The following is a 19,891-nucleotide window of genomic DNA, read 5'->3' as shown; positions in this document are numbered from 1 at the left end:
TTCCGAGAAGCGGTCGAACCGCCCGCCCGTCGCACGCGCCCGGCCCGCCCAGGCGCGCGCGGTACCCACTCGCCGGTGTCGAACAAGAGGAACAACATGAAATTCCGTCATTCCCTGCTGTCGGTGTCGATTGCATCCGCGCTTGCCCTTCTCTCGCAACAGGCTGCCCAGGCTGCCGACACAACCGACGTGAAGGTCGGCTTCGCCGCGCCGCTCACAGGCGTGAACGCCGGCTACGGCAAGGATCTGCAAAACGGCGTGCAGCTCGCGCTCGACGATGCGGCCGCGCAGAAGGTGCAGATCGCCGGCAAGCCCGCCCGCTTCAATCTCGTCGTGCAGGACGACCAGGCCGACCCGCGCATCGGCGTGCAGGCCGCGCAGGCGTTGGTCGACCAGAACGTGTCGGTCGTGGTCGGTCACTTCAATTCGGGGACGACGATTCCGGCGTCGGTGGTCTACGACAAGGCCGGCATTCCGGTGATCGACCCGGCCGCGACCAACCCGACGCTCACGTCGCGCGGGCTCGCGAACATGTTCATGGTGATCGCGACCGACGGCCAGAATGCCGGCAACGCGGGCAAGTACGCGGTCGAGGTGACGAAGGCGAAGCGCATCGCGATCATCGACGACCGCACCGCGTTCGGCCAAGGCGAGGCCGACGAATTCGAGAAGGCCGTGAAGGCCGCCGGCGGCACGATCATCGGTCGCGAGTTCACCAGCAACCAGGCGGTTGATTTCCGTGCGCAGATCACGAGCCTGAAGGCCAAGAATCCCGACCTGATCTTCTTTGGCGGCCTCGATTCGCTCGCCGCCAACTTCATCAAGCAAATGCGTCAGCTCGGGCTGAACGCGCAATTCGTCGGCGGCGGCGGCGTGAAGGACAACGAGTTCATCAAGATCGCGGGGCCGGCTGCCGAAGGCGCGATGGCGTGGGAATACGGTCAGCCGCTCGACGAGCTGCCGCAAGGGAAGGATTTCGAGGCGCGCTTCAAGAAGCGCTTCGGCGTCGACGTGTTGTCGTATGCGCAGTTCGGCTATGACGCGGCGTGGGCGGCCATCAAGGCGATGCAGGCGGCCGGTTCGACCGATCCGAAGGCCTATCGTCCGGCGCTGAAGAAAATCGACTTCCAAGGCGTGACCGGCCGCATCTCGTTCGCGAACGACGGCTCGCTGAAGAGCGGGATGTCGACGCTGTACCAGGTGAAAAACGGCGCGTGGAAGACGATCGTGACGAAGGGAGGCTGATCGGCGAGAGGGGCGGCCGGCGGCGGGAACGCCGTCTGGCCGCGGAGATCGAGGCGATTACGCCGCTCTCGTATGACGACTGATGTTAAAGCGATGCCAGCGGACCCGCGACCTCGCGAGCCCCGTGACGCAACGGTCAGCCCGCCTCGGCCTCGGCTGCCTCGTGCGCGCGGCGCAGGCGCTCGCGGCTGTTGGTGAGGTGCGTGCGCATCGCGGCGCGCGCCGCTTCCGGATCGTGGCGCGCGATCGCCTCGTAGATGTCCTCGTGCTCGTGGTTCAGCCGGCCGACGTAACGCTCGAGGTCGTCGCCGGCAAAGCGCGCCGAATTCACCCGCGTACGCGGAATGATCGACGTGCCCAGCTGCGTCATGATGTCGACGAAATAGCGGTTGCCGGTGGACTGCGCGATCTGCAGATGGAACTGGAAGTCGAGCTGCGCGGTGTCACGCCCGCCGCCCGCGCCCGTCGCGATCGCGTCGAGCGCGCGCCGCAGCGCCGCGAGGTCGGCATCGCTCGCGCGCTGCGCTGCCAGGCTCGCGCACTCGCTTTCGAGGCTGATACGCAGCTCCAGCACCGCGAGCACGTCGCGCAGCGTCGTGATCGTCGCGGGATCGATGCCGAGCGTCTGACGGCGCGACGGCTCCAGCACGAAGCTGCCGATGCCGTGGCGCGTCTCGACGAGGCCGCTCGCCTGCATCCGCGAGATCGCCTCGCGCACGACCGTGCGGCTCACGCCCTGCGCCGCCATGACTTCGGTTTCGGTCGGCAGCTTGTCGCCGGGCCGCAGCGTGCCGTTTTCGATCTGCGCGGTCAGCGCGTCGACGACATCTTGTGCGAGGCTGCGTGCGCGACGGCGCGGCGCTGCGGGAAGCGTAGGCACGGACATGTGGCCGGTTCCTTTTTGAATGATCGTAATGTGAGCCGAGGGTTTACGCGGGGTTTGAGCGAAAGCCGATGATTCATTATACTGCGTCACAAGTCATCCGACGACTGATGATCGGCACACGGATCTCCTGTCGACTCAGGTCGGCTGTTCAGTACCGCCCGGTCCCGTGCGTGACGATCGACCCGCGTTCGCGTTCTGCGCTCCGCCGGCCCGGTTGTCGCTTCCACCCCATTCGGGTTGCGTCGACATGCGGGGCTTGCGCGCCGCGCACGTCGGTTGTCGAATGATCGCACCTCCCGCCGCGCGCGGCAAAGCTTTTGCCGCACGGCACCGCCCACTCTTTCGCCATCGCCGCCCATGAACGCCGTCACTGCCTCGCCCTCCCACGACACGCCGCGCATCGTCGACCTGCAAGCGATTCCGGTCGCCGGCCACGACAGCATGCTGCTCAACCTGAGCGGCGCGCACGGCCCGTTCTTCACCCGCAACCTCGTGATCCTGAAGGACAGCGCGGGCCGCACGGGCGTCGGCGAAGTACCGGGCGGCGAAAGCATCCGCCGCACGCTCGACGACGCGCGCGCGCTCGTCGTCGGCCAGCCGGTCGGCAACTACCATGCGGTGCTCAACGACGTGCGGCGCACCTTCGCCGACCGCGACGCGAGCGGCCGCGGGCTGCAGACCTTCGACCTGCGCACGACGATCCACGCGGTCACCGCGCTCGAAGCCGCGCTGCTCGACCTGCTCGGCCAGCATCTCGGCGTGCCGGTCGCCGCGCTGCTCGGCGAAGGCCAGCAGCGCGAACGGGTCGAGATGCTCGGCTACCTGTTCTACATCGGCGACCGCACGAAGACCGCGCTCCCCTATCGCGACGGCCGCGGCGCGACCGACGACTGGACGCGCGTACGCGACGAAGCCGCACTGACGCCCGAAGCCGTCGTGCGGCTCGCCGAAGCCGCGCATGCGCGCTACGGCTTCAACGACTTCAAGCTGAAGGGCGGCGTATTCGAAGGGGCCAGCGAGATCGAAGCCGTGACGGCGCTCGCCGAGCGTTTCCCCGACGCGCGCGTGACGCTCGATCCGAACGGCGCATGGTCGCTCGACGAAGCCGTGCGGCTGTGCCGCGATCAGCATCACGTGCTCGCGTATGCGGAAGATCCGTGCGGTGCGGAGAACGGTTACTCGGGCCGCGAGGTGATGGCCGAATTCCGCCGCGCGACGGGGCTGCCGACGGCGACCAACATGATCGCGACCGACTGGCGGCAGATGGGCCATGCGGTGCAGTTGCACGCCGTCGACATCCCGCTCGCCGATCCGCACTTCTGGACCATGCAGGGGTCGGTGCGGGTCGCGCAGATGTGCCGCGACTGGGGCCTCACGTGGGGTTCGCATTCGAACAACCACTTCGACGTGTCTCTCGCGATGTTCACGCACGTCGCGGCCGCGGCGCCGGGCCAGGTCACCGCGATCGATACGCACTGGATCTGGCAGGACGGCGAACGGCTGACGCGCGAGCCGCTGAAGATCGAGAACGGGCTGGTGGACGTGCCGAAGCGGCCGGGGCTCGGCATCGACATCGACATGGATGCGGTCGCGCTCGCGCACGAGCTGTACAAGCAGCACGGCCTCGGCGCCCGCGACGACGCGGCGGCGATGCAGTACCTGATCCCGGGCTGGACGTTCAACAACAAGCGCCCGTGCCTCGTACGCTGAGCGTGGGAGGGACCGGGCGGCAAGGTCGCCCGGTCATGCGCGGCTGGGCGCCCCTGACCGGATGTGCCTAACCGGGCGCCCCTAACCGGGCGTCCCTATCCCCCGCGCCATCCCCAACGCGGCGAACAGTCAGACGATCTGCTTGAGCGCCGCGTCGAGCGCGAGCACCGCGACGCGGTCGCCTTCGGTCGTGAGCGGCGCGCGCATCACGATCTGCCGGTTGTGGCCGACAGCCGCCGGCGAATCCCACAGCAGCTCCACCTTCGGTCGATTGAACAGGCTGCCGCGGCGCGGCGGCACGACCGCCGGCTGCGCGCCCTGCTCGCCCGCGGCGGGCGCGGTGGGTGCGACCTGGCCGGGCCAGCGCACCGACAGTTCGCGCGCATCGTACTGACCGACCTTGCGGCTTTCCATCCAGACGATCGCGGTGCGCGTCAGCACGTCGAGCGAAATCGCATACCGGCCCACCGCGAAGCGGCGCGCGGCCACGTTGGTCCGCCACAGCGGCCGCGGCCGGCAGATCCAGACGATCGCCGCATAGAGCGCCGGCGCGGCGACGAGCCAGCCGTTGGTCGCCGTCACCGCGTGCAGGGCGCGGCGCCAGCCGGCCGCCCACGTGAACGCGCCGATCGACCACACGGCGAACAGGAAACCGATCAGCGCGAACGCGCGCAGCGCCTGGCGCAGCCACTGCGGCAACGGATGGAACGGCCGCTCGGCCCGGGCGGCGGCGCCCGGCAGCGCCAGCAGCAGGAAGATCAGGATGAGGTAGAGGAATGCCCACGGCGACGACACCATCGCCGACAGCGACGAGCGATAGCCCATCTGGGACATCGAGAACAGCCAGCGCGCGAGCAGCACGAGACCGATCGCGCGCAACGCGAAGATCACACCGGCGCCGGGGGCCGGCGCTGCGCGCGTGGTTTTCGTTCTCGCCAAGACTGCTCTCCTCTGGATATTCATACTGGGCCGGATTTCACGGCACGGCCATTATAGGGACATTACCGTCTGGACAGATGGCCGGATGGCGTGCCGGGCCGCTTCGAGGGCCGTTCGCGGCGCCGGGCGCGGCGAGAATACAACACATCCGCGCCGCAGATGTGACAACGCCCCGCCGGAGAACCCGGACGGGGCGTCGTGACGGCCGCGCGCCGCCATGCGGCGGCGGCCCGCAATCAGCTTGCGTTGACTTCGCGGAGCACCGTGCGGCGCTTCTGGCGCAGCAGTTCCTCGTAGCCCTTCACGTAGTTCTGCGCCATCACCTTCGACGAGAAACGGGCTTCGAACGCGGCGCGAACCTTCTCGCGCGGCAGCGTATCGAGGCGCTTGAGCGCGGCGACGGCCGACAGTTCGTCTTCGACGACGAAGCCCGACACGCCGTTGTCAATCACTTCCGGCACCGAGCCGCGCTTGAACGCGATCACCGGCGTGCCGCAGGCCATCGCCTCGATCATCACCAGGCCGAAGGGCTCCGGCCAGTCGATCGGGAACAGCAGCGCATGCGCGTTGCCGAGGAATTCGGTCTTCTCCGACTCGCTGATTTCGCCGATGTACTCGACGTGCGGCAGCGCGAACAGCGGCTTGATCTTCTCTTCGTAGTACGCGCGGTCGGCCTTGTCGAGCTTCGCGGCGATCTTGATCGGCAGGCCGGCCTGCTCGGCGATGCGGATCGCCGTGTCGACGCGCTTTTCCGGCGAGATGCGGCCGAGGAACGCGAGGTAGCTCGGCTTCACGTTCGGGATCGGCGTCAGCAGGTTTTCCGGCAGGCCGTGATAGACGGTCGACAGCCAGTTCGCCTGCGGCAGCGGGATGCGCTGGTTGTCGGAGATCGACACGACCGGCACGTCGCTGAACGCATTGAAGATCGGCTGCAGTTCCGGCAGGTCGAGACGGCCGTGCATCGTCGTCAGATGCGGGACCGGCTGACGCGAGAACAGCGAGAACGGGTAGTAGTCGATGTGGCAGTGCAGGACGTCGAACTCTTCCGCGCGGCGGCGCACCTGCTCGAGCAGCAGCATGTGCGGGGCCATCACGTCGCGGATCGTCGGGTCGAGGCGCAGCGCCTGCGGCCAGCACGCTTCGAGCTTCGCGGAGGTCTGCGAATCGCCGCTCGCGAAGAGCGTGACGTCATGCCCCATCTCGACGAGTGCTTCGGTGAGGTAGGACACCACCCGCTCGGTACCACCGTACAGTTTCGGGGGCACCGCTTCATGCAACGGAGCGATTTGGGCGATTCGCATGCGTAACTCCTAAAAAATCGGCAAAAAACCAGGTATGGGTCGGCAACCTGCCGGTGGTCCGGGCTGGATACATGTCGTCCGAACCTCGGACGAATCAGCCTGCCGGGGGCGTCGAACCCGCGCTGCACAAGGAGCGTCGGCGACGCGACAGGCATAGAACGTTTGAAACGAAGACCCGTTGACAGGGGTTCGTAAAAAACCTGGAATCGAACCCGGAGCCGATTATCTAGGGTTAATCCCGATACGGCGCACGACATTTCAAACACTTTACTTTGTTACAAAGGAGCAACACTTTGCAACCCGCGGACTCGGGTGTCCGTTCTAGAGTGGAAGGCCGTTTTGGCGATCCTTGTTAACCCGTAGCTGCCGGCAGCGTGATTCCGGCACACGAGGCACGACGGGATGCCGGATTTTATCTCAAAATCGATCGCGAGCCTCTGGCCAAGGCAAGATTCGCGCAGCGCGACGCGCGGCCTTGTTTACAATGCCGGATTATTCAGTCCGAGCGAACGTCGGCCTGCGATCCAGCCGCCACGCTCAATCACCGAATCACCGCACGCATATTTTGGAATCTCTCACCCCTGCCCAGCGCAACGCCCACAACGCGAAGCTGTCGAGCTACGCGCACCGGCCGATCGCGTTCCTGTTCCGCTACATCCGCCTCCACCCGGTCGCACACCTGGTCGTGCTCTGCAGCGTGCTGGCCGCCGTCGGCTGCGCGCTCGGCTCGCAATACGCGATCAAGCACCTGATCGACGTGCTGGCGACCGGGCGCCATCATCCCGGCCCGCTGTGGAGCGCGTTCGCGCTGCTCGTCGGCCTGATCGCGGCCGACAACCTGCTGTGGCGCGTCGGCGGCTGGGTCGCCGCGCACACGTTCGTCGCGGTCACCGGCGACCTGCGGCGCGACCTGTTCCAGTATCTGATCGGCCATTCGCCGACGTATTACTCGGAGAAGCAGCCGGGCACGCTCGCCAGCCGCATCACGGCCACGTCGAACGCGGTCTACACGTCGGAGAACACGATGGCGTGGAACGTGCTGCCGCCGTGCATCGCGGTGATGGGCGCGATCCTGATGATCATCGTCGTCAATCCGCTGATGGCGGCCGGCCTGCTCGGCTGTTCGGCCGTGCTGTCCGTCATCCTGTTCAAGCTCGCCGGCCGCGGCTCGGCGCGCCACCACGCATTCGCGGCGAAGGCCGCGGCGGTCGACGGCGAGCTCGTCGACGTGATCGGCAACATGGGCCTCGTGCGCGCGTTCGGGATGACGCTGCGCGAACAGAAGCGCTTCAGCGCGACGGTGAAGGCCGAGATGGATGCGCGCCAGCAGAGCCTGCTCTATCTCGAGAAGCTGCGGCTGCTGCATGCGGTGATCACCGCGATGCTGTCCGCCGGCCTGCTCGGCTGGGCGCTGTGGCTGTGGGACCAGGGCCGCGCGACGTCGGGCGACATCGTGCTCGTCAGCTCGCTCGGCTTCACGATCCTGCACGGCACGCGCGATCTCGCGGTCGCGCTCGTCGACGTCACGCAGCACGTCGCGCGCCTGTCCGAGGCGGTGAAGACGCTGCTCGAACCGCACGGGATGCCCGACCGCTCGGACGCGCAGCCGCTGTCGGCCAAGGGCGGCCGCGTCGACTTCGAGCGCGTGACGTTCGCGTACCCGCACCGCCGCGCGATCCTCGACCACTTCGACCTTCATATCGAGCCGGGCCAGCGCGTCGGCCTGATCGGCAAGTCGGGCGCCGGCAAGTCGACCGTGCTCGCGCTGCTGCAGCGCTTCTACGATACGCAGGACGGCGTCGTGAAGGTCGACGGCCAGGACGTGAAGGGCCTCACGCAGGACAGCCTGCGCCACGCGATCGCGCTGGTGCCGCAGGACATCTCGCTGCTGCACCGGACGATCTACGACAACATCGCGTACGGCCGCCCCGACGCGACCCGCGACGAAGTGCTCGCCGCCGCGCGCGACGCGCGCTGCGCGGAGTTCATCGAGGCGATGCCGGAAGGCTATGACACGATCGTCGGCGACCGCGGCGTCAAGCTGTCGGGCGGCCAGCGCCAGCGCATCGCGATCGCGCGCGCGATCCTGAAGGATGCGCCGATCCTGCTGCTCGACGAAGCGACGTCGGCGCTCGACAGCGCGTCCGAGGAAGCGATCCAGAGCGCGCTCGACCGCCTGATGGTCGGCCGTACGGTGATCGCGATCGCGCACCGCCTGTCGACGCTGCGCAACTTCGACCGCATCATCGTGATGAACAACGGCAAGGTAATCGACGACGGCCCGCCCGACGTGCTGCGCAACCGCCCCGGCCTGTACCGCGACCTGCTCGCGAAACAGCACGGCCGCCATCATGCGGCGCCCGACGGCAACACGCCGACCGGCGAACGCGTGGCCTGACGCACCGGTATCCGCCGACAAAAAAGCCGCCGTGCTTGCGCACGGCGGCTTTTTCAATTGCAGCGCAAGCAATAAATCGGATCAGACCTGCTGCAGATCACGCAGGAAATTGTCCCGCCACACCGACACGTTGTTCTCGCGAAGCTGCGCGATCATGTCCGCGTAACGCGCACGCCGCTCGGTGAGCGACATCGTCAGCGCCTGCGACAGCGCATCGGCCATCCCGTCGATATCGATCGGATTGACGATCAGCGCGCCCGTGAGCTCGCGCGCGGCGCCCGCGAAGCGCGACAGCACCAGCACGCCCGGATCGTCCGGATTCTGCGCGGACACGTACTCCTTCGCGACGAGGTTCATCCCGTCGCGCAGCGGCGTGACGAACCCCACGCGCGCGAGCCGGTACAGCGCGGCCAGCACCTGACGGTCGTACTGACGGTGAATGTAGAGGATCGGCGCCCAGTCGAGCTCCGCGTAGCGCCCGTTGATGCGCCCCGACTCCGCTTCGAGCTGCAGGCGGATGTCCTGGTACGCGCGCAGGTCCGCGCGCGTCGACGGTGCGATCTGCAGGAACGACACGCGGTTGCGGATCGACGCCTGGTGCTCGAGCAGCTTCTCGAAGGCCCGGAAGCGCTCGACGAGCCCCTTCGAATAATCGAGCCGGTCGACGCTCATGATCAGTTGCCGCCCGCGCAGCGACGTTGCGAGCGTGCGCACCGCCTTGCCGTGCTCGCCCGCCTGCGCGAGCGACGCGATTTCGTCCGGATACACGCCGATCGGATAGGCGGCCGCGCGCAACGTCTGGCCGAATGCCCGTACGCGCACCGTGTGCCCGTCGTGCTCGACCTCGCCGTCCGCTTCGAACTCGACGTAGTCGCAAAACGCGCGCAGGTCGGGCTCGGTCTGGAAGCCGAGCAGATCGAACGCGCACAGCGACTCGACGAGCTCGCGGTGCGGCGGCACGTTGACGAGCACCTGCGCGGCCGGAAACGGGATGTGCAGGAAGAAGCCGATGCGGTTCTTCACGCCGGCGTCGCGCAGCGCGCGCGCGAACGGAATCAGGTGATAGTCGTGCACCCAGATCACGTCGTCGTCCTGCAGCAGCGGCACGAGCTGCTGCGCGAGCCAGACGTTGACGCGGCGGTAGCCGTCGAATTCGTGGCGATCGTACTGGATCAGGTCCGCGCGGTAATGGAACGCGGGCCACAGCGTCGCGTTCGAGAACCCGCGGTAATACTGGTCGTAATCGCGGCGCGTCAGCCCGACGGTCGCGAACGTCACCGGCCCGCGCTCCTCGATGCGGATCTGCGGCTGCGGCGCGCCGGACGCGACCACTTCGCCGCTCCAGCCGAACCACATGCCGCCGGTTTCCTTCAGCGCGTCATAGACGCCGATCGCGAGGCCGCCCGCCGCCGGTTCGCCTTCCGAAATCGGCGCGACGCGGTTTGAAACGATGATGAGCCTGCTCATGCGTGCGGTTGCCCCGCACCGAGCCAGCCTGCGATCTGCTCATGCAGCGCGTCGACCGAATCGAGCCGCATGCGCGCGGACGTCTCGCCGGCGCCGACCTTGATCGACAGGCCGCCGCGCGCGTTGACCACCGCGAAGCCCTTCTCGTCGGTCAGGTCGTCGCCCGCGAACAGCGGCACGCGGCCCGCAAACGGCGGCTCGTCGAGGAACGCGGCCAGCGCGCGGCCCTTGTCGACGCCCTTCGGCTTGATCTCGAACACCATCTTGCCGGGTTGCAGCACGTACGCATCCGCATAGTCAGCGACGAGGCGCTCGGCCGCTTCGCGCGCCACCGCCTCGCGCTCGGGCGCATTGCGGAAGTGCAGCGCGACGGCCGCGCCCTTGATTTCGAGCAGCATGCCCGGATGGCGGTCGACCACGCCGGCAAGCTCACGCTCGATGCGCAGCAGGCGTTCGTCGTTGAAGCCGATACGCTGCGTGTCGCCGTTCGCATCGCGGCGCTCCGCGCCGTGCAGGCCGGCGATCGGCAGGCCGGGCATCTTCAGGAACGTGTCGAGGTTGTCGATCCCGCGCCCGGACACGATCGCGACCGCGCCGTGCGAGCGGCGCGACAACTCGTCGAGCAGCGTCAGCAGCGACGGCGGAACGTGAATGGCGTCGGGGGTCTGCGCCAGTTCGACGAGCGTGCCGTCGAAGTCGAAGAAGAACGCGGTATCGGTCAGGGACAGGAAAGCCGGAACGGATTGCATCGATTCGATAGTCTGAGGGCGACCCGACAATGCCGGCCGCCACTGCGCGAATGGAGTTGTGCGCATCTTACCGCGCCTGCGCCCCCAGATGGGCGAAACCGCGGCTGCGCGGACATCGCATCGGCCGCCACGTCAACTGCGACATATTGCCCCGCTCGCCCGCACCGTATCGGTTTCGAAAGGACGCGGGCGCGCGAATTGCGCTACAGTCGCAACCGCCTGCCGCGCGGCGCATGGCATCGCGCCGGCCGGCCCCCTTTCGTCCGATCGAGCCCCAGGATGTCGTCTGCCCGCCTCGCGCCGCACCGGCGCCTCTCCCGCCTCATCCGCACGGCTGCGGCCCTCGCCGCCGCCGTGGCGCTCACTGCGTGCACCCACGACGAGCCGCGCTGGAACCTGACCAACGTCACCGGCCACCTGCCCGACCTGTCGTTCAAGCTGACGGGAGGCGACGGCCATCCCGTCGACGCCGATGCGTTCCGCGGCCGCGTCGCGCTCGTCTACTTCGGCTACACGCACTGCCCCGACGTCTGCCCCGAAACGCTGGCGCGGCTGATGGAAGTGCTGGCGAAGCTCGGCCCACGGGCGGACGACGTGCGCATCCTGTTCGTCTCGGTCGATCCCGCGCGCGATACGCCGCAGGCGATGCAATCCTATGTCGCCGCGTTCGACGCCGCGCATGCGCGCGGCCTGACCGGGACCGACGGCCAGATCGAATCGCTGGCCAAGCGCTATCGCGTCGCATACCAGATGGAAAAACGCGATCCGTCCGGCGGCTACGAAGTGACGCACAGCTCGGCCGTCTACATCTTCGACGCGACCGGGCGCGCGCGGCTGCTCGCGACCGATCGCGATTCGCCCGACGCCATCGCCGCCGATGTGCGCCGGATCATCGACACTGCCTCCACGACCTGAATTCCGCCATGAAAACCAAAACGACGCTCAAGACGCTCACCCTTCTCACCGCACTGTGCGCCGCCGCCCACGCGTATGCCGCCGGCGCGATCAGCGCGCAGAACGCGTGGGTGCGCTGGCTGCCGAACAAGCTGCCCGCGGGCGGCTACGTGACGCTCGTGAACACCGGCGACAAGCCGATCGATCTCGTCGATGTCGACAGCCCCGATTACGGGATGGCCATGCTGCACCAGACGGTCTCGAACGGCTCGACGCAGAAGATGGAGATGGTCGACAAGCTGACGATCCCCGCGCGCGGCAAGGTCGACATCGCGCCGGGCGGCTATCACTTCATGCTCGAGGAACCGAAGCACGCGATCAAGCCGGGCGACACCGTGCACCTGCGCCTGAAATTCTCCGACGGCGAGACGGTCGATGCGCCGTTCGCCGTGAAATCGCCGGCCCAGGCGAAGTGATGCGCGCGCGATGAATCTCCTGTACTGGCTCGATCCGTGGGAGCCGTCGCCGACCGTGGTCGTCGCGGTGCTGACGGCCGCCGTGCTGTTCGCACGCGGCGTGAAGAAGGCGAAGGTGTCGCCGCTGCGGCAGTTCTCGTTCTGGTTCGGGCTGACGGCGCTCTACATCGCGCTGCATACGCGGCTCGACTATTTCTTCGAGCACGAATTCTTCATGCACCGCGCGCAGCACCTCGTGCTGCATCACCTCGGGCCGTTCTTCATCGCACTGTCCTATCCGGGCGCGGCGATCCGCGCGGGCATTCCGTTCAGCTGGCGGCAGCGCTTCGTGCGCCCCGCGCTCGCGTGGGCGCCGGTGCGCGCGACGCTCGACGTGGTGTTTCATCCGGTCGTCGCGGTCGTGCTGTTCGTCGGGCTGATCTATTTCTGGCTGCTGTCGCCGATCCACTTCATCGCGATGCTCGACTGGCGTCTCTATCGCGTGATGAACTGGAGCATGGTGATCGACGGGCTGCTGTTCTGGTGGCTCGTCGTCGATCCGCGTCCCGCGCCGCCCGCGCGGCTGTCGCCGGGCCGCCGGATTCTGATCGTCGTCGCGGCGATCCCGCCGCAGATCGCGCTCGGCGCGCTGATCTTCTTCACGCCGCACGAGCTGTATCCGATCTACTCGATCTGCGGCCGCGCGTTCACGTGGCTGAGCCCGCTGCGCGACCAGCAGATCGGCGGCCTGCTGCTGTGGATTCCCGGCTCGATGATGAGCGTGATCGGCGCGCTGATCGCGCTGCGGCACTGGCTGCGGTTGTCCGCCCGCGGGCGCCTGATCGGCGAGCGGGCCACGCAGCGCACGGACGAGCCGCCCGTCGCACGCGCCGCGCACTGATTGCCGCGCAGCGCGGCGCACATCACGCGCGCGCGCTGCTCATCCATACGTGCGGGATGCCATCCTCGTCGTGCACGTCCGAACTCGGCGTGAAGCCAAATGCCCCGTAGAAACGCTGCAAGTGAGCCTGCGCATGCAGGCTCACCGGCGTATCCGGCCATTGCGCGCGGATATGCTCGAGCGCGCGCGACAGCAGCCCGTTGCCGAGGCCCGCGCCGCGAAACGCGGCGGTCGTCAGCACGCGGCCGATGCGCACGTCGGTATGCTGCGCGTCGGGCAGCAGCACGCGCAGATAGCCGGCCAGGCGGCCGGCCGGATCGAAGGCCGCGAGGTGCCACGCGGCCTGGTCCGCATCGTCGATGTCGCGATACACGCAGTTCTGCTCGACGACGAATACGGCGCTGCGCGCTTCGAGGATCGAATAGATTTCGCGCGCCGTCAGCGCGTCGAAGGATTTCCAGCGCCAGTCGAGATCGGCGGTGCTCGGGGATGCGGCGGGTGCGGATGCGTTCATGTGCGGTCCTGATTCGGGCGCGCCGGCCGGCGCGCGGCAACCGTCGATTATGCCTCGAAGCGCCCGACGCGCGCGACCGCCCGCCACGCGCGAAAAAAAGGCCCCGCATCGCGCGGGGCCTGCTCGTCACACCGTCATGCTGGCATCTGGCCGAAGCGGCCGCTGTTGAAGTCCTCGATCGCGGTCCGGATTTCCTCTTGCGAGTTCATCACGAACGGGCCGTAACCAACGACGGGCTCGTCGATCGGCTCGCCGCTCAGGATCAGCAGCTTCGCGTCGCCGTTCGCTTCGATCTCGACGTCGCTGCCGTCGCGGCCGAGTTGCACGAACTGCGCTTCGCGCGCCACCGTCTCGCCGTTCACCAGCACGGTGCCGCTCAGCACGACCACCGCGAGCGTGCGCCCTTCGGCGACCGGGAACCGCGCATGGCCGCCCGCCGCGAGCCGCACGTCCCACACGTCGATCGGCGTGTGCGTGCGGGCCGGGCCGCGCCGCCCGTCGAGCTCACCGGCGATGATCCGCGCCCGCCCTGCACCGTCCGGCAGCTCGACCACCGGGATATCGGCGTTCAGCAGCGTCTGGTAGCCGGGCGCGCCCATCTTGTCCGCGGCCGGCAAGTTCACCCACAGCTGCACCATCTCGAGCGGGCCGCCCCGCTTCGTGAACGCCTCCGAGTGGAATTCCTCGTGCAGGATCCCGCTCGCGGCCGTCATCCACTGCACGTCGCCCGGGCCGATGGTGCCGCCCGCGCCGGTCGAGTCGCGGTGCGCGACTTCGCCGTCATAGACGATCGTCACCGTTTCGAACCCGCGGTGCGGATGCTGGCCGACTCCGCGCGGCACGGTCGCCGGTTCGAACGTCGCGGGGCCGGCGTAATCGAGCAGCAGGAACGGGCTCAGGTGCGTGCCATGAGACTGGTAGCTGAACATCGAACGCACCGGAAAACCGTCGCCGACCCAATGGCCGCGCGGCGCACTGTACACACCCTGGATCTTCTTCATTGCCCTTCTCCATATTGCGGCGAAACCCGTGTTTCGCATCCATGAGTGACAATATAGTGATGGAACGATCGATCCGGTAGACTGCCGAAATCGCACTCAGCGTTCCATTTCATGAACGATAAAGCGCGAGATCTGAACGATCTCTACTACTTCGTGCAGGTCGTCGAACACGGCGGCTTCGCGCCGGCCGGGCGCGCACTGGACATGCCGAAATCGAAGCTGAGCCGCCGCATCGCGCTGCTCGAGGCGCGGCTCGGGATGCGGCTGATCCAGCGTTCGACGCGCCGCTTCACGGTCACCGACGTCGGCCAGACCTATTACGCGCATTGCCGCGCGATGCTCGTCGAGGCCGATGCCGCCGACGAGGCGATCGCGCTGCTGCACGAGGAGCCGCGCGGCATCGTGCGCGTCAGTTGCCCGATCGTGCTGCTCGATTCGCTGGTCGGCACGATGATCGCCGCGTTCATGGCCGCGTGCCCGCGTGTCGAGATCCATCTTGAGGCGACCAACCGGCGCGTCGACGTGGTGGGCGAAGGGATCGACGTCGCGATCCGCGTGCGCCCGCCGCCGCTCGAGGACAGCGATCTCGCGCTGCGGGTGCTCGCCGAACGCGGCCAGTGCCTCGTCGCGAGCCCCGCGCTGCTGCGCGAGCAAGGTGTACCGGCCGTTCCCGCCGATCTCGCACGCCTGCCGAGCCTCGATCACGGCGTGCCGCAGTCCACGCACGTGTGGCGGCTGCGCGGGCCCGACGGCGCGCATGCGGAAATCCATCACGAGCCGCGCTTCGTGACGGGCGGCATGCTCGCGCTGCGCGCGGCGGCCGTTGCAGGCGTCGGCGTCGTGCAGTTGCCGACGATGATGGTGCGCGACGAGGTTTCGCGCGGCGAACTGGTCACGGTACTGCCCGACTGGGCGCCGCGCCGCGAAATCGTGCACGCGGTGTTCGCGTCGCGCCGCGGGCTGTTGCCGGCGGTGCGGGCGCTGCTCGACTTTCTGGCCGAGCGGTTCGCCGAGCTCGAACCCGACTGAGCGGGGCCGCATCACGCCCAACCACGCGCTGCAGACCACGCACGGGTGCCGTAGACTGCGGTACGCGCAGTGCGCCTTCAGTGCGCCTTTTTGACAACCCCAATCGCTTTCCCGCCATGTTCACGCTGTCCAACGACCCTACCGCCGCCAAGGCCGATCAATACGCGACGCTCATCGAGCAGGCACGTTCGCTCGTCGAATCCGAACGCGACCTGACCGCGAACGCGGCGAATTTCTCCGCGCTCGTCTATCACTCGCTCGATCGCCTGAACTGGGCCGGCTTCTACTTCTTCGACGGCACCGAGCTCGTGGTCGGGCCGTTCCAGGGCAAGCCCGCGTGCGTGCGGATCGCGCTCGGCAAGGGCGTGTGCGGCACGGCCGCGCAGACCCGCGAGACGCAGGTCGTGCGCGACGTGCACGACTTCCCCGGCCATATCGCGTGCGATGCGGCGTCGGAATCGGAAATCGTCGTGCCGCTGGTGGCCGGCGACGGCACGCTGATCGGCGTGTGGGACGTCGACAGCCCGGTCGCCGCGCGCTTCGACGACGAAGATCGCAAAGGGATGGAGGCGCTGTGCCGCGTGTTCGTCGAACACGCGTGGCAGAAGGCGCGCGGTTAAGCGCCGCTGCGCCGTGTCGTTCGCGGCGCCGGCCGCCGCAAACGGCACGGGCCCCGCGAAGGGGCCCGTTTCATTGCAACGCCGCGCCGCCGTGTGCGGCGCACGGCCGGCGTCAGGCCGCGTGCGTGCCCGACAGCGCCGCGAACGCCTGCGGCTTCGCGTCCTCGGTCAGCACCTCGAAGCCGGTTTCCGTCACCACGACCATGTGCTCCCATTGCGCGGACAGCGAATGGTCCGCCGTCACGACCGTCCAGCCGTCGGCCAGCACGCGCGTATCGCGCTTGCCCGCGTTCAACATCGGCTCGATCGTGAAGATCATCCCCGGCCGCAGCGGCAGGCCGGTGCCCGGGCGACCGTAGTGCAGCACCTGCGGCTCGTCGTGATAGACGTCGCCGATGCCGTGCCCGCAATACTCGCGCACCACACTGAACCCTTCGCGATGCGCGACCTGCTGGATCGCATAGCCGACGTCGCCGAGCGTCGCGCCGGGACGCACCGCGCGGATGCCGGCGTGCATCGCCTCGTAGGTCGCCGCGACGAGCCGCCGCGCGAGTTCGCTCGGTTCGCCGACGAAATACATGCGACTCGTATCGCCGAACCAGCCGTCCTTGATCACCGCGATGTCGAGATTCACGATGTCGCCGTCGCGCAGCGGCCGCGACGTCGGAATGCCGTGACAGACCACGTGATTGACCGACGTGCACAGCGTCTTCGGATAGCCGTGATAGCCGATGTTCGCAGGAATCGCGCCCAATTCGTCGACGATGTATTCGCGGCAGCGCGCGTCCAGCTCGTCGGTGGTGACGCCCGGCTTCACGTGCTCGGTGATCATCGTGAGCACCTGCGACGCAAGCTTCGCGGCTTCGCGCGACTTGGCGATTTCCGCGGCACCGCGGATCGGGATTTCGCGTTTCGCCATCACGCCACCTGCTCGATGCTTTGCGCGGCCGTCTCGACCGGCCCCACGTCGCCGCCCCGCGCCTCTGCCTCGATCAACATCTTGCAGATGTCGCCGTAGGACAGCGCCGGGTTGAGTTCCGCCAGCATCCCGACGCGCAGCCAGTGTTCGGCCTGCGCGTTGATCGAACGGCTCAGCGCCGTGCTCGTCGAGCGCAGCCGTTCATGCATGTGCTCGGAAATCTTGATGATGCCCATATATCCCCAATTAAACGAAACGTAGCTGTTTCGTATATTACGCCGCGTACGATGACCGGGCAAGCCGTTCGCGTCCCCCTTCCCGCCGAATAGACCCAGGAAATGTCGTTGACACCGAATTCCAGTTTGCTGGAAAATAAATCCATCATGAAAGAATCAGCGATCACCGCGGCCGACGACACCGGCATCAACGAGCGCATTGCCCGGCGCGTGCGTGACCTGCGCACCGTTCGAGGCTACACGCTCGACGCGCTGGCCGCGCGTTCGGGCGTCAGCCGTTCGATGATCTCGCTCATCGAACGCGCGTCGGCCAGCCCCACAGCCGTCGTGCTCGACAAGCTCGCGGCCGGCCTCGGCGTGTCGCTGGCCAGGCTGTTTGGCGGCGACCAGGACGACGCGCCCGCACAGCCGCTCGCACGGCGCGCGAAGCAGGCCGAATGGCGCGATCCAGCGTCCGGCTATGTGCGGCGCAACCTGTCGCCGGCCGGCTGGCCGTCGCCGATCCAGCTCGTCGAGGTCGACTTCCCGCCCGGCGCGCGCGTCGCGTACGACAGCGGCGGGCGCGAAAGCGCGCCGCACCAGCAGGTGTGGATCATCAGCGGCCGCGTGGACGTCACGTTGGGCGATACGCTTCACGAACTTCGTGAAGGCGACTGCCTGGCCATGCGGCTCGACCAGCCGCTGATCTTCAGCAACCCGTCGTCGCATGCCGCGCGCTATGTCGTCGCGATTTGCGATGCATCCGCCGCCGGCATGCGCGGCGCGTGATACGCGCGCCGCATGCGCAACCGGTTTAGACCCAACAGGAAGGAACCCGCATGAACTCCCCGACCCAGCGCGACGACGTGCGCCTGATCGATTGCAGCGAGGCCGAGCACGCCGCGGCCATTCTCGAGATCCTGAACGACGCGATCGTGAACTCGACCGCGCTGTACGACTACCGGCCGCGTCCGCCGGAAGCGATGGTCGCGTGGTTCGCGACGAAGCGCGCCGGCGGCTTTCCGGTCTTCGGCGCCGTCGACGCAGCAGGCACGCTGCTCGGCTTCGCGAGCTGGGGTACCTTCCGCGCATTTCCGGCGTTCAAGTACACCGTCGAACACAGCGTCTACGTGCGCAACGACCAACGCGGTCGCGGGCTCGGCGAACTGCTGCTGCGCGAAGTAGTCCGCCGCGCGCGCGAAGCGCAGGTGCACGTGCTGGTCGGCTGCATCGACGCGACCAATGCCGGGAGCATCGCACTGCATACGAAGCTGGGATTCGTGCACTCGGGCACGATCGCGGAGGCGGGATTCAAGTTCGGCCGCTGGCTCGATGCGGCGTTCTATCAGTTGAAGCTCGAGACGCCGGCGCAGCCGGTGGATGGGTAATCGGCTGGCGGCCGTCGTGCGCACCGTGCGCGACGGCTTCCAGGCGATGCAGAAAAAAGAAAAGCCCCGCCGAAGCGGGGCTTTTTCTGGAGGCGCGAGCCGGAGTCGAACCGGCCTAAACGGCTTTGCAGGCCGCTGCATAACCGCTTTGCTATCGCGCCAAAAGCGGACTGTACGGATGCCGTGAGGCAAGCGACAGATTTTTATTCGAGGACCGGAAGTCCATCAAATAAAAAGGGAAGCGTGGCTTCCCCATTACTTGGAGCGGGAGACGAGTCTCGAACTCGCGACCTCAACCTTGGCAAGGTTGCGCTCTACCAACTGAGCTACTCCCGCATTGTCCTGCATCTGCAGCGCTTTGCCGTACCACGCGCTGCCAGAAAAAATCTGGAGCGGGAGACGAGTCTCGAACTCGCGACCTCAACCTTGGCAAGGTTGCGCTCTACCAACTGAGCTACTCCCGCGTATTGCTACGCTACTGCTTCCCCGTCACACACTTACTTCGTCGTGCAGCGGAGAAGCGAGATTATGTCGAAGGCACATTCGTGTGTCAAGGGCTTTTCCAGCCCTTTTTACAAAAACCGCCGCCGCACCGGCGCGGCTCACGCACCGCCGCGCTCGCGAATCTGAGGCCACGCGAGCTTCATGTAGTACAGCATCGACCAGATGGTCAGCACCGCGGCCAGATACATCAGCCACTCGCCCCACACGCGCGTATCGATCGTCACGACGCCGAGCGGCAGCGGCCCGTAGAACAGCAGCATCGGAATCGCGACCATCTGGCACGCGGTCTTGAACTTGCCGAGCTGGTTCACCGCGACGCTCTTCGACGCGCCGATCTGCGCCATCCACTCGCGCAGCGCCGAAATCGCGATCTCGCGACCGACGATCACCAGCGCGATCGCCGCGTCGACCCGCGAAATCTGCACGAGGATCAGCAGCGCGGCCGTCACCATCAGCTTGTCCGCCACCGGGTCGAGAAAGGCACCGAACGACGACGTCTGGTTCCACTTGCGGGCAAGGAAGCCGTCGAACCAGTCGGTCAGCGCGGCGAGGATGAAGATCGCCGCCGCCGCGAGATTGCGGTGCGCGCCGCCCATCACCGTGTCCGGCAGATAGAACACGCCGACGACGAGCGGAATCAGCACGATCCGTACCCACGTCAGGAAAATCGGGAAATTGAACGGCATGGCATGCGGGACAGTAAAGGATTCGCAATTGTGCCGTGTCGACCGGCCTGCCACAAGAACGCTGGCAATG

At 67.4% G+C, this 19,891-nt stretch carries 20 protein-coding genes and 3 tRNA genes; 10 read left to right on the top strand and 13 right to left on the bottom strand.

Features of this window, described 5'->3' with window-relative positions; translation table 11 throughout:
* The first annotated feature begins 96 nt into the window (after nucleotides 1-96).
* Nucleotides 97-1,245 (top strand): branched-chain amino acid ABC transporter substrate-binding protein, encoded by a 1,149-nt coding sequence (locus tag AP428_RS03110; RefSeq protein WP_054927556.1) that lies wholly within the window; start codon nucleotides 97-99, stop codon nucleotides 1,243-1,245.
* Between the two features lie 136 nt (nucleotides 1,246-1,381).
* Here AP428_RS03110 and AP428_RS03105 read toward each other — a convergent pair whose 3' ends face one another.
* Nucleotides 1,382-2,131: a FadR/GntR family transcriptional regulator gene (locus AP428_RS03105; RefSeq protein ID WP_054927555.1), complete on the bottom strand. Its 750-nt coding sequence runs from the start codon at nucleotides 2,129-2,131 to the stop codon at nucleotides 1,382-1,384.
* Nucleotides 2,132-2,488: 357 nt separating this feature from the next.
* Between AP428_RS03105 and gudD the strand changes: the two genes are divergently transcribed.
* On the top strand, nucleotides 2,489-3,841 hold the full coding sequence (gene gudD, locus AP428_RS03100; RefSeq protein WP_054927554.1) for a glucarate dehydratase: 1,353 nt from the start codon (nucleotides 2,489-2,491) through the stop codon (nucleotides 3,839-3,841).
* Nucleotides 3,842-3,970: 129 nt separating this feature from the next.
* On the opposite strand, the gene AP428_RS03095 is transcribed toward gudD, so the two are convergent.
* Both AP428_RS03095 and AP428_RS03090 read right to left on the bottom strand, forming a co-directional pair.
* Entirely contained in the window at nucleotides 3,971-4,780 is an 810-nt protein-coding gene (locus AP428_RS03095; RefSeq protein ID WP_054927553.1) for a hypothetical protein, read from the bottom strand.
* Between the two features lie 236 nt (nucleotides 4,781-5,016).
* Nucleotides 5,017-6,081, bottom strand: coding sequence for a glycosyltransferase family 4 protein (locus tag AP428_RS03090; protein WP_006476459.1), 1,065 nt, complete (start codon nucleotides 6,079-6,081; stop codon nucleotides 5,017-5,019).
* 565 nt (nucleotides 6,082-6,646) lie between these two features.
* On the opposite strand from AP428_RS03090, the gene AP428_RS03085 reads away from it, so the two are divergent.
* Nucleotides 6,647-8,479, top strand: coding sequence for an ABC transporter ATP-binding protein (locus tag AP428_RS03085; protein WP_023475440.1), 1,833 nt, complete (start codon nucleotides 6,647-6,649; stop codon nucleotides 8,477-8,479).
* An 81-nt stretch (nucleotides 8,480-8,560) separates the two neighbouring features.
* On the opposite strand, the gene otsA is transcribed toward AP428_RS03085, so the two are convergent.
* On the bottom strand, nucleotides 8,561-9,946 hold the full coding sequence (gene otsA / locus AP428_RS03080) for an alpha,alpha-trehalose-phosphate synthase (UDP-forming) (RefSeq protein ID WP_006476461.1): 1,386 nt from the start codon (nucleotides 9,944-9,946) through the stop codon (nucleotides 8,561-8,563).
* Nucleotides 9,943-10,695, bottom strand: coding sequence for a trehalose-phosphatase (gene otsB / locus AP428_RS03075; RefSeq protein ID WP_054927552.1), 753 nt, complete (start codon nucleotides 10,693-10,695; stop codon nucleotides 9,943-9,945). Before otsB ends, otsA begins: the two co-directional genes overlap by 4 nt.
* 279 nt (nucleotides 10,696-10,974) lie before the next feature.
* Between otsB and AP428_RS03070 the strand changes: the two genes are divergently transcribed.
* The 3 genes from AP428_RS03070 to AP428_RS03060 are packed head-to-tail and all read left to right on the top strand — an operon-like array spanning nucleotide 10,975 to nucleotide 12,945.
* Entirely contained in the window at nucleotides 10,975-11,610 is a 636-nt protein-coding gene (locus AP428_RS03070; RefSeq protein ID WP_054927551.1) for an SCO family protein, read from the top strand.
* A gap of 8 nt (nucleotides 11,611-11,618) precedes the next feature.
* On the top strand, nucleotides 11,619-12,065 hold the full coding sequence (locus AP428_RS03065; RefSeq protein ID WP_054927550.1) for a copper chaperone PCu(A)C: 447 nt from the start codon (nucleotides 11,619-11,621) through the stop codon (nucleotides 12,063-12,065).
* A gap of 10 nt (nucleotides 12,066-12,075) precedes the next feature.
* Complete coding sequence (locus AP428_RS03060; RefSeq protein ID WP_006476465.1) at nucleotides 12,076-12,945, top strand: cytochrome c oxidase assembly protein; 870 nt, start codon at nucleotides 12,076-12,078, stop codon at nucleotides 12,943-12,945.
* 22 nt (nucleotides 12,946-12,967) lie between these two features.
* Here the strand turns inward: AP428_RS03060 and AP428_RS03055 are convergent, their stop codons facing one another.
* Complete coding sequence (locus tag AP428_RS03055; protein ID WP_034206801.1) at nucleotides 12,968-13,459, bottom strand: GNAT family N-acetyltransferase; 492 nt, start codon at nucleotides 13,457-13,459, stop codon at nucleotides 12,968-12,970.
* 134 nt (nucleotides 13,460-13,593) lie between these two features.
* On the bottom strand, nucleotides 13,594-14,460 hold the full coding sequence (locus AP428_RS03050; protein WP_054927549.1) for a pirin family protein: 867 nt from the start codon (nucleotides 14,458-14,460) through the stop codon (nucleotides 13,594-13,596).
* Nucleotides 14,461-14,571: 111 nt separating this feature from the next.
* Between AP428_RS03050 and AP428_RS03045 the strand changes: the two genes are divergently transcribed.
* Nucleotides 14,572-15,489 carry a LysR family transcriptional regulator gene (locus tag AP428_RS03045; RefSeq protein WP_054927548.1) on the top strand — a complete coding sequence of 306 codons (918 nt, stop codon included), beginning with the start codon at nucleotides 14,572-14,574 and terminating at the stop codon, nucleotides 15,487-15,489.
* 116 nt (nucleotides 15,490-15,605) lie between these two features.
* Nucleotides 15,606-16,109: a GAF domain-containing protein gene (locus AP428_RS03040; protein ID WP_054927547.1), complete on the top strand. Its 504-nt coding sequence runs from the start codon at nucleotides 15,606-15,608 to the stop codon at nucleotides 16,107-16,109.
* A 112-nt stretch (nucleotides 16,110-16,221) separates the two neighbouring features.
* Here the strand turns inward: AP428_RS03040 and map are convergent, their stop codons facing one another.
* Nucleotides 16,222-17,028: a type I methionyl aminopeptidase gene (gene map, locus AP428_RS03035; protein WP_012328169.1), complete on the bottom strand. Its 807-nt coding sequence runs from the start codon at nucleotides 17,026-17,028 to the stop codon at nucleotides 16,222-16,224.
* Nucleotides 17,028-17,264, bottom strand: coding sequence for a ParD-like family protein (locus AP428_RS03030; RefSeq protein WP_054927546.1), 237 nt, complete (start codon nucleotides 17,262-17,264; stop codon nucleotides 17,028-17,030). The genes map and AP428_RS03030 overlap by 1 nt, the downstream gene beginning before the upstream one ends.
* Before the next feature lie 147 nt (nucleotides 17,265-17,411).
* Here AP428_RS03030 and AP428_RS03025 point away from each other — a divergent pair, with 147 nt between their 5' ends.
* Nucleotides 17,412-18,032 carry a helix-turn-helix domain-containing protein gene (locus AP428_RS03025; RefSeq protein WP_054927545.1) on the top strand — a complete coding sequence of 207 codons (621 nt, stop codon included), beginning with the start codon at nucleotides 17,412-17,414 and terminating at the stop codon, nucleotides 18,030-18,032.
* 50 nt (nucleotides 18,033-18,082) lie between these two features.
* Nucleotides 18,083-18,631, top strand: a complete 549-nt coding sequence (locus tag AP428_RS03020; RefSeq protein WP_027809764.1) for a GNAT family N-acetyltransferase — start codon at nucleotides 18,083-18,085, stop codon at nucleotides 18,629-18,631.
* Between the two features lie 87 nt (nucleotides 18,632-18,718).
* On the opposite strand, the gene AP428_RS03015 is transcribed toward AP428_RS03020, so the two are convergent.
* The 4 genes from AP428_RS03015 to pgsA form a co-directional block, all read right to left on the bottom strand.
* Nucleotides 18,719-18,792, bottom strand: a tRNA-Cys gene (locus AP428_RS03015).
* Between the two features lie 99 nt (nucleotides 18,793-18,891).
* Nucleotides 18,892-18,967 (bottom strand) — tRNA-Gly (locus AP428_RS03010).
* A gap of 52 nt (nucleotides 18,968-19,019) precedes the next feature.
* Nucleotides 19,020-19,095 (bottom strand) — tRNA-Gly (locus AP428_RS03005).
* Nucleotides 19,096-19,233: 138 nt separating this feature from the next.
* Nucleotides 19,234-19,821 carry a CDP-diacylglycerol--glycerol-3-phosphate 3-phosphatidyltransferase gene (gene pgsA, locus AP428_RS03000; RefSeq protein WP_011544951.1) on the bottom strand — a complete coding sequence of 196 codons (588 nt, stop codon included), beginning with the start codon at nucleotides 19,819-19,821 and terminating at the stop codon, nucleotides 19,234-19,236.
* Between the last annotated feature and the right edge of the window lie 70 nt (nucleotides 19,822-19,891).

The sequence above is a fragment of the Burkholderia sp. E168m22 genome (assembly GCF_001319805.1).
Lineage (GTDB): Bacteria > Pseudomonadota > Gammaproteobacteria > Burkholderiales > Burkholderiaceae > Burkholderia > Burkholderia orbicola.
The sequence above is the reverse complement of the archived record's forward strand: the minus strand, read 5'-3'. Positions and strand labels throughout refer to the sequence as shown.